At 70.0% G+C, this 12,824-nt stretch carries 14 protein-coding genes; 8 read left to right on the top strand and 6 right to left on the bottom strand.

All coding sequences use genetic code 11. The annotated features are described in order from the left end of the window. Positions 1 to 4: 4 nt before the first annotated feature. The gene (gene gcvT / locus BHQ18_RS06410; protein WP_069412768.1) at positions 5 to 1,099 is read left to right on the top strand and encodes a glycine cleavage system aminomethyltransferase GcvT; all 1,095 of its coding nucleotides are present in this window, start codon (positions 5 to 7) and stop codon (positions 1,097 to 1,099) included. A gap of 22 nt (positions 1,100 to 1,121) precedes the next feature. Further along, positions 1,122 to 2,228 (top strand): branched-chain amino acid aminotransferase, encoded by a 1,107-nt coding sequence (locus BHQ18_RS06405; RefSeq protein ID WP_069412767.1) that lies wholly within the window; start codon positions 1,122 to 1,124, stop codon positions 2,226 to 2,228. Here the strand turns inward: BHQ18_RS06405 and BHQ18_RS06400 are convergent. Genes BHQ18_RS06400 through BHQ18_RS06385 form a run of 4 tightly spaced genes read right to left on the bottom strand, consistent with a single transcriptional unit; the run spans position 2,225 to position 5,161 of the window. Further along, positions 2,225 to 2,947 carry an adenosylcobinamide-GDP ribazoletransferase gene (locus tag BHQ18_RS06400; RefSeq protein ID WP_069412766.1) on the bottom strand — a complete coding sequence of 241 codons (723 nt, stop codon included), beginning with the start codon at positions 2,945 to 2,947 and terminating at the stop codon, positions 2,225 to 2,227. The two genes, BHQ18_RS06405 and BHQ18_RS06400, sit on opposite strands and share 4 nt — an antisense overlap. Continuing rightward, a complete protein-coding gene (gene cobT / locus BHQ18_RS06395) occupies positions 2,944 to 3,996 on the bottom strand; it encodes a nicotinate-nucleotide--dimethylbenzimidazole phosphoribosyltransferase (RefSeq protein ID WP_069412765.1) in 1,053 nt (350 codons plus the stop codon). Before cobT ends, BHQ18_RS06400 begins: the two co-directional genes overlap by 4 nt. Beyond that, the gene (locus BHQ18_RS06390) at positions 3,993 to 4,523 is read right to left on the bottom strand and encodes a bifunctional adenosylcobinamide kinase/adenosylcobinamide-phosphate guanylyltransferase (RefSeq protein ID WP_069412764.1); all 531 of its coding nucleotides are present in this window, start codon (positions 4,521 to 4,523) and stop codon (positions 3,993 to 3,995) included. The genes cobT and BHQ18_RS06390 overlap by 4 nt, the downstream gene beginning before the upstream one ends. Positions 4,524 to 4,528: 5 nt before the next feature. After that, positions 4,529 to 5,161, bottom strand: a complete 633-nt coding sequence (locus tag BHQ18_RS06385) for a DUF3043 domain-containing protein (RefSeq protein ID WP_084293935.1) — start codon at positions 5,159 to 5,161, stop codon at positions 4,529 to 4,531. A 185-nt stretch (positions 5,162 to 5,346) separates the two neighbouring features. Here BHQ18_RS06385 and BHQ18_RS06380 point away from each other — a divergent pair, with 185 nt between their 5' ends. Beyond that, complete coding sequence (locus BHQ18_RS06380; RefSeq protein ID WP_069412762.1) at positions 5,347 to 5,703, top strand: HesB/IscA family protein; 357 nt, start codon at positions 5,347 to 5,349, stop codon at positions 5,701 to 5,703. Here the strand turns inward: BHQ18_RS06380 and BHQ18_RS06375 are convergent. Beyond that, positions 5,700 to 6,329, bottom strand: coding sequence for an Rv0361 family membrane protein (locus tag BHQ18_RS06375; protein ID WP_069412761.1), 630 nt, complete (start codon positions 6,327 to 6,329; stop codon positions 5,700 to 5,702). The genes BHQ18_RS06380 and BHQ18_RS06375 overlap by 4 nt on opposite strands. A gap of 132 nt (positions 6,330 to 6,461) precedes the next feature. Between BHQ18_RS06375 and BHQ18_RS06370 the strand changes: the two genes are divergently transcribed. Beyond that, entirely contained in the window at positions 6,462 to 7,436 is a 975-nt protein-coding gene (locus tag BHQ18_RS06370) for a carbohydrate kinase family protein (RefSeq protein WP_069412760.1), read from the top strand. A gap of 1 nt (position 7,437) precedes the next feature. Here the strand turns inward: BHQ18_RS06370 and asnB are convergent, their stop codons facing one another. Further along, positions 7,438 to 9,369, bottom strand: coding sequence for an asparagine synthase (glutamine-hydrolyzing) (gene asnB / locus BHQ18_RS06365; protein WP_069412759.1), 1,932 nt, complete (start codon positions 9,367 to 9,369; stop codon positions 7,438 to 7,440). A gap of 150 nt (positions 9,370 to 9,519) precedes the next feature. Between asnB and ctaC the strand changes: the two genes are divergently transcribed. The 4 genes from ctaC (at position 9,520) to BHQ18_RS06345 (ending at position 12,677) form a co-directional block, all read left to right on the top strand. Then, the gene (gene ctaC, locus BHQ18_RS06360) at positions 9,520 to 10,566 is read left to right on the top strand and encodes an aa3-type cytochrome oxidase subunit II (RefSeq protein ID WP_069412758.1); all 1,047 of its coding nucleotides are present in this window, start codon (positions 9,520 to 9,522) and stop codon (positions 10,564 to 10,566) included. Between the two features lie 10 nt (positions 10,567 to 10,576). Further along, complete coding sequence (locus BHQ18_RS06355; RefSeq protein WP_069412757.1) at positions 10,577 to 10,996, top strand: cytochrome c oxidase subunit 4; 420 nt, start codon at positions 10,577 to 10,579, stop codon at positions 10,994 to 10,996. A gap of 152 nt (positions 10,997 to 11,148) precedes the next feature. Then, positions 11,149 to 12,006: an MmpS family transport accessory protein gene (locus BHQ18_RS06350; RefSeq protein WP_069412756.1), complete on the top strand. Its 858-nt coding sequence runs from the start codon at positions 11,149 to 11,151 to the stop codon at positions 12,004 to 12,006. Beyond that, complete coding sequence (locus tag BHQ18_RS06345) at positions 12,006 to 12,677, top strand: DUF2561 family protein (protein ID WP_069412755.1); 672 nt, start codon at positions 12,006 to 12,008, stop codon at positions 12,675 to 12,677. Before BHQ18_RS06350 ends, BHQ18_RS06345 begins: the two co-directional genes overlap by 1 nt. Positions 12,678 to 12,824 lie beyond the last annotated feature (147 nt).

Raw genomic sequence — 12,824 nt, 5'->3', positions numbered from 1 at the left:
CGGCGTGACGCAAGTGTTGAAGGGCCCGCTGGAAGACCGCCACCGCGAACTGGGTGCCAACTTCGCCGAATTCGCCGGGTGGCTGATGCCGGTCTCCTACGCCGGGACGGTCAGCGAGCACACCTCCACCAGGACCACCGTCGGCCTGTTCGACGTCAGCCATCTGGGCAAGGCGCTGGTACGCGGACCGGGCGCCGCCGAATACATCAACTCGGCGCTGAGCAACGACCTGCGCCGGATCGGACCCGGCAAGGCGCAATACACGCTGTGCTGCAACGACTCCGGTGGTGTCATCGACGACCTGATCGCCTACTACGTCGCCGACGACGAGATCTTCCTGGTGCCCAACGCGGCCAACACCGCCGCCGTCGTCGCGGCGCTGCAGCAGCGGGCGCCCGCCGTGCTGACGATCACCGACGAGCACCGCTCGTACGGGGTGCTGGCCGTGCAGGGCCCGAAGTCGGCCGATGTCCTGGCCGCGCTCGACCTGCCGACCGGCATGGACTACATGGGCTACGCCGACGCCGAGTTCTCCGGCGTGCCCGTGCGGGTGTGCCGCACCGGCTACACCGGCGAGCACGGCTACGAGGTGCTGCCGCCGTGGGACCGCGCCGGCGTCGTGTTCGACGCGCTGCTCGAGAAGGTCACCGAGGCCGGCGGCGAACTGGCCGGGCTGGGCGCGCGCGACACACTGCGCACCGAGATGGGCTACCCGCTGCACGGTCACGAGCTGTCACCGGACTTCTCGCCGCTGCAGGCGCGGTGCGGGTGGGCCATCGGCTGGAAGAAGGACGCGTTCTGGGGCCGCGACGCGCTGCTGGCCGAGAAGGAGGCCGGGCCGCCGCGGCTGCTGCGCGGTTTGAAGGCCGTCGGCCGCGGCGTGCTGCGAGCCGACCTCACCGTGCTCGACGGCGACCGGCCGGTGGGTGTGACGACATCGGGAACCTTCTCTCCCACACTGAAAGTCGGTATCGGGCTGGCGCTCATCGACACCGCGGCCGACATCGCCGACGGCCAGCGCGTCGCCGTCGACGTCCGCGGCCGCGCCGTCGAGTGCGAAGTGGTCAAGCCCCCGTTCATCGCGGCGAAAACTCGTTAGCGCGCAGATATACAATCGCTGCATGACTGACGGCCCCCTCGAGTTCACGGTTGAGCACAATGCGAACCGGGCGAGCGATGAGGTACGGGCTTCGATCCTGGCCAACCCGGGGTTCGGCCAGTTCCACAGCGACCACATGGTGTCGATCGACTACGCCGAGGGTCAGGGCTGGCACAACGCGCGGGTGATCCCGTACGGGCCCATCGAACTCGACCCGTCGGCGGTGGTGCTGCACTACGCGCAGGAGATCTTCGAAGGCCTCAAGGCCTACCGCTGGGGCGACGGTTCGATCGTGTCGTTCCGGCCCGAGGCCAACGCGGCCCGGCTGCGGGTGTCGGCGCGCCGGTTGGCGATCCCCGAACTGCCCGAAGAGGTGTTCATCGAGTCGCTGCGCCAACTGATCGCCGTCGACGAGCAGTGGGTGCCACCGGCCGGGGGTGAGGAGTCGCTGTACTTGCGGCCGTTCGTGATCGCCACCGAGCCGGGGCTGGGTGTGCGGCCCGCAACCGAGTACCGCTACCTGGTGATCGGCTCACCGGCCGGCGCGTACTTCAAGGGCGGCATCAAACCGGTCAGCGTGTGGCTGTCGACCGAATACGTGCGCGCGTGCCCGGGCGGCACCGGCGCGGCGAAGTTCGGCGGCAACTACGCCGCTTCGCTGCTCGCGCAGGCCCAGGCCACCGACAACGACTGCGACCAGGTGGTGTGGCTGGACGCCGCCGAGCGCCGCTACGTCGAGGAGATGGGCGGGATGAACCTGTTCTTCGTGTTCGGCAGCGGCGGTTCGGCGCGTCTGGTGACCCCGGAGCTCAGCGGCTCGATTCTGCCCGGCGTCACGCGGGACTCCCTGCTGCAGTTGGCATCCGACGCCGGGTTCGCGGTCGAGGAACGCAAAATCGACGTCGACGAGTGGCAGAAGAAGGTCGCCGCGGGCGAGATCACCGAGGTGTTCGCCTGCGGGACGGCCGCGGTGATCACCCCGGTCGCGCGGGTCAAGCACGCCGACGGTGAGTTCACCATCGCCGACGGCGGGCCGGGCGAGATCACAATGGCGCTGCGCGACACCCTGACCGGTATCCAGCGCGGCACGTTCGCCGACACCCACGGCTGGATGGCGCGGCTGAACTAGCCGATCGCCAGGCCCAGCGCCGCGACCGTCGTCGTCACCTCGACCGCGGCGCCGAGCACGTCGCCGGTCACCCCGCCGAACCGCCGCACGCAGTGCGCGACCAGCACGGCGCCGCAGAGCAGCGCCACCAGCACCGCGACCGGGCCCTGCCACGGCCGCGCGCAGGCCCACCCGGCCAGGGCGGCCACCACGACAACCCAGGCCGCGACCACGACGATGGGCTGGGTGCCGGCCACCCGCGCGCCCAGCGCGCTGCCCGCCGCCGCGGGCACCCCGCGCCGGCAGGCCAGCACCGCCGCGACCCGCCCGCAGGTCAGCGCCGCCACCACCGCGACAACGCTGAGCTGAGCCAACGCCAACGCCTGCAGCAGCAGCGTCAGCACCACCGCGGCCACCCCGAACGGGCCCGCCGCGCCGCCGCGCATCACCTCGAGCGCACGCTCGGGCGGGCCGTAGCAGCCCAGCGCGTCGACGGTGTCGGACAGCCCGTCGATGTGCAGCCCGCGGGTGGCCAGCACCACGACCGCGACCCCGAGCACCCCCGCCAACGCACCGGGACCGAACGCCCACGACGCGGCCCACAGCACGGCGGCGGCCAGGGCCCCCAGCGCCAGCCCGACCGTCGGGAACGCCGTCATGACCCCGCGCCCGACGGCGGCCTGAGTGCGCACCGGGACGACGGTTCCGAACGCGAAAGCGCCTGCCAGAGAACGGATCACGGGACCGTATCGGTCGTGACGCCCGCCTCTTCGAAGGTCGCCATCGACTCGAGCGTGGCGACCGCGGCGTGCACCACCGGCAGCGCCAGCGCCGCACCGGTGCCCTCACCGAGCCGCATCTGCAGGTCCAGAATCGGGTCCAGGCCCAGCCGGTCCAGCGCGACGGCGTGGGCGGGCTCGGTCGAGCGGTGACCGGCCTGCCACCACAGCCGGGCCCCGGGCGCCATCCGTTCCGCGGCCAACGCGGCGGCCGTCACCACCAGGCCGTCGAGCAGCAGCGGGGTGCGTCGCACCGCGGCCTGTGCGCAGAAACCCGCCATCGCGGCCAGATCCGCGCCGCCGGCCTTCCGCAGCAGCGTGACCGGGTCGGTGGTGCCGCGGCAGCGGAACAGCGCATCGCGGATGGCGGCGGTCTTGCGCGCCCAGCCGGCGTCGTCGACGCCGGTGCCGCGACCCACCACCGCGACCGGCTCGCAGTCGGCCAGTGCTGCCACCAGAGTTGTTGCCGCAGTGGTGTTTCCGATGCCCATGTCACCGGCGATCAGCAGGTCGGCCCCGGAGTCGACCTCCTCGTCGGCGATGCGCCTACCCGTGGCGATCGCCGCGTCCAGTTCGGCCTCGCTGAGCGCGTCCTCGACCGCGATGTTGCCGCTGCCGCGACGCACCTTGTGCGCGCCGATCGCGGGGGAGTGCGGCGTCTGGACGTCGACGCCGACGTCGAGCACGCGCACCGTCGCACCGGCGACCTCGGCGAGCACGTTGATCGCGGCGCCACCGGCGTCGATGTTGGCGACCATCTGCGCGGTCACGTCGGGCGGATAGGCCGACACCCCGGCCGCGGCCACACCGTGATCAGCGGCGAACACCACGACGCGGGCCCGCTGCAGCCGGCGCGGCGGGCAGACGCCCTGACACGACGCCACCCACACCGACAGGTCCTCGAGTCGGCCCAGCGAACCGGCGGGTTTGGTCAGCCGCGCCTGGCGGGCCCGGGCCGCGTCGGCCGCGGCGGCGTCGGGTGCGCCGACGTGCCCGAACAGTGCCGTCACGCCGGCTCCTTGACCGTGACCGGCTGTCCGGCGACGACGAGCACCACCCGGTCGCTCACCGCGGCCAGGCGCTGATTGAGCGCGCCGAGTTCGTCGGCGAAGCGGCGCCCGGCGGCCGTCGCGGGTACCACGGTCAACCCGACCTCGGGGCTGACCAACGCCAGCGGGGCGCGGTAGCCGGCGACCGCGTCGACGAGGTGATCCACCTCGTCGGCCACCGAACCGCCGGTCCACGCCTGCGCCCGGTCCATCGCCGCGGTCAGCCAGGCGCCGATGTCGTCGACCAGCGTCGGAACCGGATCGGTACGCAGATGCGTTGCGACATCGGTGGTTTCGACGGTGAACCAGCGGGCCTCGCGGCGCTGCCGGTGGGTGGCGACGCGGGCCGCCCAGTCCGCGTCGCCGCCGGGATCAGGCCCGGTGGCCAGGTAGCGCAGCGGTCGGGGTTCAGGTGCGGCCGCGGCCAGCGCGGCTTCGGCCCACCGCGACTTGCCCGACCGGATACCGCCGAGCACCAGCACGCACACCGGGCTCAGGCGACCTTGTCGCCACGCTCGACCTGGGGGCGCGGGGCGCGCATCCGGCGCAGCTGAGAGGCGCGGCTGGCCGCGTAGAAGCCCAGTTTCCAGCCGGTTTCGGTGTTGTCCGGGAACTTCGCGTCGACCAGCTTGTTGACCTTGCGGCCGACCACGAAACCGTCGATCACCATGATGAGGACCAGCACCAGCATCGCGGGGGACAGCAGTCGCTGCACCTCGACCGACGGCACGGCCAGCATGACGAAGATCAGGCCCAGCGCCGACGGCATGAACAGCCCGAGCACGTTGCGCCGGGAATCGACCACGTCGCGCACGAAGCGTCGCACCGGACCGCGGTCGCGCGGCAGCAGGTAGGCCTCCTCGCCGGCCATCATCTTCTCGCGGCGCTGAGTCATCTCCTCGCGGCGGGCGGCCTTGTCGGCCTTGCGCTCCTCGCGGGTCAGCGTCTTGCGCATCTCCTTGCGGCGACGACGCGCTTCGGCGGCGGTCATCGGGGCGGGCGCCACCGGGCCGCGCCGGCGCGCCGCCTCGCTGCGCTTGGGAGTCGGCCTGCCCTTGGGTGCGGTACCGCGCGCCGCCTTCGCGGCGGCCGACTCGGCGGTGTTCTCAGCGGTGTTCTCGGACACATCTGCGGACGCGTCGGCGTCCGGTGTCGACGAGTTGGCTTTCTTGCGGCCCAGCAGGTTCACACCCGCAAGGGTACTTCCGCCGTGAGGGCCGCCACCGGCTGGGGACAAAGTCGGGAATAGCCGCCGAAAGAGGTACCGTTGTTTGAGTACGCGCCACTCGATGAGGCCTACAGGAGACGTAAATGACAGTTCAGGGAGAGACGGCAACCGCCACCCACGGTGTGGTTCTGACCGACGCGGCGGCGGCCAAGGCCAAGGCGTTGCTCGACCAGGAGGGCCGCGACGACCTCGCCCTGCGCATCGCCGTTCAGCCCGGTGGTTGCGCCGGCTTGCGCTACAACCTTTTCTTCGACGACCGGGCGCTCGACGGCGACCTGACCGTCGAGTTCGGCGGCGTCAGCCTGACCGTGGACCGGATGAGTGCGCCGTACGTCCAGGGCGCGACGATCGACTTCGTCGACAGCATCGAGAAGCAGGGCTTCACGATCGACAACCCGAACGCCACCGGTTCGTGCGCCTGCGGCGACTCGTTCAACTAGAACTGGCCGCCGGTACGCGGCAGATACGAGCAGACCAGGACCTCGTCGCCCTGGGCAAGTAACTGGGCGACGGCCTGCTGCTCGTTGTTGGTGGGCCGGTCGCGTCGCGACGAACTGGCCGGCACCACCCGCATCGTGAACAGCACCTGCGCCTGACTGGGCGAGGGCTGCACCATCTTGTCGATCGAGACCACCTCGGCGCTGCTGTACTGCTTACGGAACGCGTCGCCGGTCAACCCGGCCAGCGCGAGGTCCGATCGCTTCTCCTTCACCGCGTCGAACAGCCCGCACAGCGTGTGCCGGGCGACGGTCTCGTCGTCGCCGTTGGTCAGCGCGTCGATGTAGTCCTGGATCGCGGCCTTGGCCGATTCCTCGGACAGCGCCGATGATTGCGGCGCCTGCTCACCGTCGGCCGTGGCGACCAGCGCCACCACCGCCGCGATCAGCGCGACGACCAGCACCGCGCCCGCGATCACCGGCCAGCGGCGCTTCTTGCGGTACGGCACCGGCGGCGGCAGCATCCCTGGATACGCCGACGCCATGGTGTCCGGATACTGAATGGACTGCGGAGGCATTTGCGGGCCGGAGGGCCCGGCACCGTATTGGGGCGGGTACGGACCCGTCATCGATTTGCTCCCCGAAAATGTGTGGTGTCAGAGGCCTGTCTACAGTTGCTTTTTGGAAGCGGGCATATCTTCGTACGCAGGTTAGCGCACTACAATTCTCTAGACGACTTAACAAAAAGAAGGGCTTCGTTCGTGACGATTGCGGTTACCGGATCAATTGCCACCGACCATCTGATGCGGTTTCCGGGCAAGTTCTCCGAACAGCTCCTGCCCGACCATCTGCAGAAGGTGTCGCTGAGCTTTCTGGTCGACGACCTCGTCGTGCACCGCGGCGGGGTGGCGGGCAACATGGCGTACGCGATCGGGGTGCTCGGCGGCGACGTCGCGCTGGTCGGCGCGGTCGGGCGCGACTTCGACGACTACCGCAGCTGGCTGGAGTCCGTCGGCGTGGACACCGAGAGTGTGCTGGTGTCCGACTCCGCGTACACCGCGCGGTTCGTCTGCACCACCGACGAGGCCATGGCGCAGATTGCGTCGTTCTATCCGGGCGCGATGTCCGAGGCGCGCAACATCTCGCTGACCGAGGTGACCAAACGCCTGGGCACGACCGACCTGGTGATCGTCGGCGCCAACGATCCCGAAGCGATGTTTCTGCACACCGAGGAGTGCCGCCGCCTGGGCGTCGCGTTCGCCGCGGACCCGTCGCAGCAATTGGCGCGGCTGTCGGGTGAGGAGATCCGCAAGCTGATCGACGGCGCGACCTACCTGTTCACCAACGACTACGAGTGGGACCTGCTGCTGCAGAAGTCCGGGTGGAGCGAAGCCCAGGTGATGAGCCAGATCGGGCTGCGGGTCACCACGCTCGGCCCCAAGGGTGTGGACCTGGTCAGCTCGGACGGCACGTTCATCCACGTCGACGTGGTTCCGGAAAAGCACAAGGCCGACCCCACCGGCATCGGCGACGCGTTCCGCGCCGGCTTCCTGACCGGCCGCAGCGCCGGGCTGAGCCTCGAGCGCTCCGCGCAGCTCGCCTCGCTGGTCGCGGTGCTGGTGTTCGAGGCGCCCGGCCCGCAGGAGTGGAACTGGGACCGCGACGAGGCGCTCAAGCGCCTCGAGGACGCCTACGGGGCCGACGCCGCCGCTGAGATCGGCAAGGCCCTGAGCTGACTCACAGCTGCACGGGGTAGGTCGGCTCGCTGATCTGCGGGGTGATGCTGTGCTCGACGAAGATCGCGTGCCACAGCATGAAGATCAGCACCGTCCACAGCCGTCGGCTGTGATCGGTGGTGCCGTCGCGGTGTTCGTCGAGCATCGAGCGCACCGCGGCCAGGTCCACCAGGTCGCCCGCCTGCGAGGAGCCGACCATCGAGTGGGCCCAGTCGAGCAGTTCGCCCGCCCGCAGCCAGTGCCGGATCGGCACCGGGAAACCCAGCTTCGGGCGGTTGAGCACATGCGCGGGCACGATCGGCTCCAGCGCCCGGCGCAACGCGAACTTCGTTGTCGCTCTTGTGATCTTCTGGTCGTAGGGGAGCCGGGAGGCCACCGCGAAGACCTCCGGGTCCAGGAACGGCACCCGCAGTTCCAGCGAGTTGGCCATCGTCATCTTGTCGGCCTTGACCAGGATGTCGCCGCGCAACCAGGTGAACAGGTCGACGTGCTGCATGCGGGCCACCGGGTCCCAGCCCTGTGACTGCGCGTACACCGGGGCGGTGACGTCGGTGTGGGTCCACTCCTGCCGGAACCCCGGCAACACGGCGCGCAACTGCGCGTCGGAGAAGCTGCGCGCGTTGCCGTAATACCGCTCCTCGAGCGTGAGCGAGCCGCGGTGCAGCAGGCTCTTGCCGCGCATGCCCTCCGGCAGCGGCCGCGACGCCTTGCCCAGCGACCGGCGCAGCGGCCGCGGCAGATACTCGAACGGCTTGAGCGACAACGGCTCCCGATAGATCGTGTAGCCGCCGAACAGTTCGTCGGCGCCTTCGCCGGACAGCACCACCTTCACGTGCTTTCGGGCCTCGCGGGCGATGAAGAACAGCGGCACCAACGCCGGGTCGGCGACGGGTTCGTCGAGGTACCAGACGATTTCGGGCAGCGCGGCGACGAACTCCTCCTGGTCGACGACCTTGGCGACGTGCCGGGCGCCGATCGCCTCGGCCGACGCGACGGCCACGTCGACCTCCGAGAAGCCTTCGCGCTCGAACCCGGTGGTGAACGTGATCAGCCGAGGGTTGTGCCGCATCGCCAGCGCCGCGATCGCCGTGGAGTCGATCCCGCCGGACAGGAACGCGCCCACCGTGACGTCGGCGCGCATGTGCTTGGCGACCGAATCCTCGAGCACCGCGGTGATCTCGTCGTAGCGCTCCTGCTCGCGGCCGGCGACGAACGGCACGGGGGAGAACCGCGGGGTGAAATAGCGCGTGACCTCCGGGGCCGCGCCGGGCCGCAGCCGCGCGTAGCTGCCCGACTCCAGTCGGCGGATCCCGCGGTGCAGCGTCTCGGGTTCGGGCACGTACTGCAGCACCGTGTAGTGCTGCACGGCCCGTTCGTCGATGCTCAGGTCCAGATCGAGCGTGTCGGCCAGCGCCAGCAGGCACTTTTTCTCGCTGCCGACCGCGGTGCCGCCCGGCCCGTCGGCCATGTACAGCGGTTTGATGCCGAACGGGTCGCGGGCGCAGAAAAGTTCGCCGACCGAGGTGTCCCACAGCGCGAACGCGAACATCCCCCGCAGCCGCGTCAACGCGTCGGTGCCCCAGTGGTGGTAGGCGGCCAGGATCGCCTCGCCGTCGCCGTCGGTGGCGAACGTCGCGCCGTGCCGGGCGGTCAGCTCCTCGCGCAGCTCGAGGTAGTTGTAGATCTCGCCGTTGAACACCAGCACGTAGCGGCCCGGCGCCTCCGGCGGGCCCCACCGCAGCGGCTGGTGGCTGTGCGCGATGTCGATGATCGACAGCCGGTTGAACCCCAGCACGACCCGGTCGTCGGACCAGGTGCCCGGCTCGTCGGGGCCGCGGTGACGCATCAGATGCGACGCGCCGGAAACCGCGTCCGTCAACTCGGGTCCGCCGGTCGCGGAGGGGTCAGGCAGTAGGGCCAGCAGTCCGCACACGGCGCCAGTATGCCCAACGCCCGCCACACCCGAGCGCCGCAGTACGGAGGTGTGTCGAGACCGGCTCCCGGGCGTGGTCTACGCTGCGTAGTATTCGCTTCGAACACTGACCGCACGCGGTCGCGCGGCATGACTCTAGGAGGCTCCAACGTGACACCTCGCGGGCTGAGGACGGCGGCGCGAACGGCGTCACTGTCAATCGTCCTTGGGGCCACGGCGTTGCTGCTCAGTGGCTGCAGCTGGTCTGAGGTTCTGGGCCTGGGCTGGCCGGACGGCATCACCCCCGAAGCGCACGCCAACCGCGAGCTGTGGATCGGTTCGGTGATCGCCTCGCTCGTCGTCGGCGCCATCGTCTGGGGCCTGATCTTCTGGACCTCGGCGTTCCACCGCAAGAAGAAGACCGACACCGAGCTGCCGCGCCAGTTCGGCTACAACATGCCGCTCGAGCTGGCGTTGACGGTGATTCCGTTCCTGATCATCTCGGTGCTGTTCTACTTCACCGTCGTCGTGCAGGAGAGGATCCTGCACGAGGAGGACAACCCCGAGGTCGTCGTCAACGTGACCGCCTTCCAGTGGAACTGGAAGTTCGGCTACAACAGCGTCAACTTCGCCGACGGCACGTTCAACTACGAGGGCGCCGACCCCGAACGTCAGGCCGCGGTCGCCTCCGGCCCGGAGGGCCTCGAAGGTGAGCACGGCGGCGAGTACGGCGCGATCGCCGGCAAGAACCCCGAAGACCGCACCTACCTGGCGTTCGACAAGGTCGAGACGCTGGGCACCACCTCGGAGATCCCCGTCCTGGTGGTCCCCTCGGGCAAGCGCATCCAGTTCAACATCGCCTCCGCCGACGTCATCCACGGCTTCTGGGTGCCGGAGTTCCTGTTCAAGCGCGACGTGATGCCAGACCCCAAGGCCAACAACTCGGACAACACGTTCCAGATCAGCGAGATCATGCAGACCGGGGCGTTCGTCGGGCGCTGCACCGAAATGTGCGGCACCTACCACGCGATGATGAACTTCGAGCTTCGGGTGGTCGAGCCCAACGACTTCAAGGCGTATCTGCAGCAGCGGATCGACGGCAAGACCAACGCGGAGGCGCTGCTGGCGATCAACCAGTCACCGACCGCCGTGACCACCCGGCCGTTCGACAGCCGTCGTGGTGAGCTAGCGCCCGAGATCAAGCAGGCGAGTAAGTAGGGACACGTAGATGCATATCGAAGCCCGGCTGTTCGAGTTCCTCACCGCGTTCTTCGTCCTCTGCGCGGTCGTGTACGCCGTCCTCACGTCGATGTTCCAGTACGGCGGCATCGAGTGGGCCGGCACCACGGCGCTGGTCCTGACCGCCGGTCTGACGTTGATCACCGGCACGTTCTTCCGGTTCGTCGCCCGGCGCCTGGACACCCGGCCCGAGGACTACGAGGACGCCGAGATCAGCGACGGCGCCGGCGAGCTGGGCTTCTTCAGCCCGCACAGCTGGTGGCCGGTGTTCATCGCGCTGTCGGCGTCGGTCACCGCGGTCGGCGTGGCGCTGTGGCTGCCGTGGCTCATCGTGGCCGGCATCTGCTTCGTGATCGCGACCGTCGCCGGCCTGGTGTTCGAGTACTACACCGGTCCCGAGAAGCACTGACCTCTCGCAAGGTCACAATCGGGGCAACACTTCGCCCGCGGGGTGCGCCGTGCCGCTCACGTCGCTGAGGCGGTTGGGTAGTGTTGCCGAGGCACGGTCAGCCGCTTGTTGGCGTGTCGCGCCGGTTGAGCAGTCGAGAAGGATAGGCGTAAATGAGCGGGCCGAATCCCCCCGATGACGAAGCGTCGCTTCCAGGTCAGGACCCGGGCCGTGAGGCGGGCGGCGAGCCGGCCCCGGACAGCAGCGACACCGATTTGTACTCGCGGGCCTATTCGGCGCCCGAGTCCGAACAGTTCACCGCGGGCCCGTACGTACCCGCCGATTCTTCGCTGTACGACTACGAGACCTATGAGCAGCCCGACGTCGGCGAGCCCGCGCCACCACCCAAATGGCCGTGGGTGGTGGGTGTGGTCGCGATCATCGCGGCCGTCGCGCTCGTCGCATCGGTGTCAGTCCTGGTGACCCGCACCGACACTGACAACCTCGCGACCCCGGAGACGTCGACGACCGCGGTGCCGCCGCCGATCCAGGACGAGATCACCACGACAACGCCACCGCCGCCGCCTCCACCGCCCACCACGGAACCGCCTCCGCCTCCGCCGCCGGAAACGGTGACGGTCACCCAGGAGCCGCCGCCTCCTCCGCCCCCGCCGCCGGCGCCCGAGGAGCCGCCGCCACCTCCACCGGAGACGACGCCGCCGCCGACCAGCGCGCCGCCCACGACGACGACGCGGTCCGGTCCGCGACAGGTCACGTATTCGGTGACCGGTACCAAGGCGCCCGGAGACATCATCACGGTCACCTACATCGACGCGTCGGGTCGCAGTCGGACCCAGCGCAACGTGTACATCCCGTGGTCGCTGACGGTCACCCCGATCTCGCAGTCCGAGGTCGGGTCGGTTCAGGCGTCCAGCCTGTTCCTGGTGAGCAGGCTCAACTGCTCGATCACGACGAGCGACGGCACCGTGCTGTCGTCGAACACCAATAACGCCGCGCAGACGAGTTGCTGATGACATACGACACCGATCAAGCGGGACGCTCTCGGCTGACGCCGGCGCTGGAGCCCGGCGAGCTGGACCGCACCGACCGCATCCTGCTCGGCGCCTGCGCCGGCATCTGGCTGGTGGCCCTCGGTAGCGCCGTCGCCGCCGTGGTGGCGCTGGTGGATCTCGGCACCGGGAGCGCCGACACCTCGGGCTCCTCGGGCACACCGTGGCTGCTCTACACGGTCATCGGGGTGTCCGCCGTGGTGATCGTCGGGGCGGTACCGCTGCTGCTGCGCGCCCGCCGCGAGGCGATGACCGGCGCCGAGTCGGCACCCGCGGCCGGTTCGGCCGGTGCGGGCCGGGGGAGCGCGACGCCGGCGGCGTTCGGAACGGCCGGTGCCCGCGGCGGACCGGCTCCGCGGGCCTCGTACGCGGCGCCGCGGACGATGCGCACGCAGGAGGCGCCTGAGCCGTACTCCGCGGCGGTGGACCAGCTGTGGCTGCGGTGCGGGGTGGCAGTCGCCTGCGCCATCGGCATCGCGATGGTCGCGATCGGCGTCGGCACCTATCTGATGGCCGTCGGCAGCACGGTGGCGGCCTGGGTCTTCTTCGTGCTGGCCGCGCTCGTGACGCTCGCGATGCCCGCCGTGCCATGGTTCTATCTCAAGGAACTGCGCGCGGTCGTCGACCGCTAACTCTCCGCGTTCGGCTGTCGCCGACTTCTGCGGTAGAGCTGTGGATTGTGTGCCGGCCGCGACCCTGGTGTCGATTTCGGCGGTGTGGGCCCGCGCGGGGTGGAGTCGTGTCGCCGAGTTCTGCGGTAGGGCTGTCGATTTCCGCAA

Origin of the sequence: Mycolicibacterium flavescens (genome assembly GCF_001722335.1) — a bacterium.
Classification (GTDB): domain Bacteria; phylum Actinomycetota; class Actinomycetes; order Mycobacteriales; family Mycobacteriaceae; genus Mycobacterium; species Mycobacterium flavescens.
The sequence above is the reverse complement of the archived record's forward strand: the minus strand, read 5'-3'. Positions and strand labels throughout refer to the sequence as shown.

Coding starts and splice junctions, on each gene's coding strand:
- BHQ18_RS06345 (WP_069412755.1), top strand. CDS start 12,006: ATGACATACGACACCGATCAAGCGGGACGCTCTCGGCTGACGCCGGCG.
- BHQ18_RS06350 (WP_069412756.1), top strand. CDS start 11,149: ATGAGCGGGCCGAATCCCCCCGATGACGAAGCGTCGCTTCCAGGTCAG.
- BHQ18_RS06375 (WP_069412761.1), bottom strand. CDS start 6,329: ATGACGGGTCCGTACCCGCCCCAATACGGTGCCGGGCCCTCCGGCCCG.
- BHQ18_RS06355 (WP_069412757.1), top strand. CDS start 10,577: ATGCATATCGAAGCCCGGCTGTTCGAGTTCCTCACCGCGTTCTTCGTC.
- BHQ18_RS06405 (WP_069412767.1), top strand. CDS start 1,122: ATGACTGACGGCCCCCTCGAGTTCACGGTTGAGCACAATGCGAACCGG.
- BHQ18_RS06380 (WP_069412762.1), top strand. CDS start 5,347: ATGACAGTTCAGGGAGAGACGGCAACCGCCACCCACGGTGTGGTTCTG.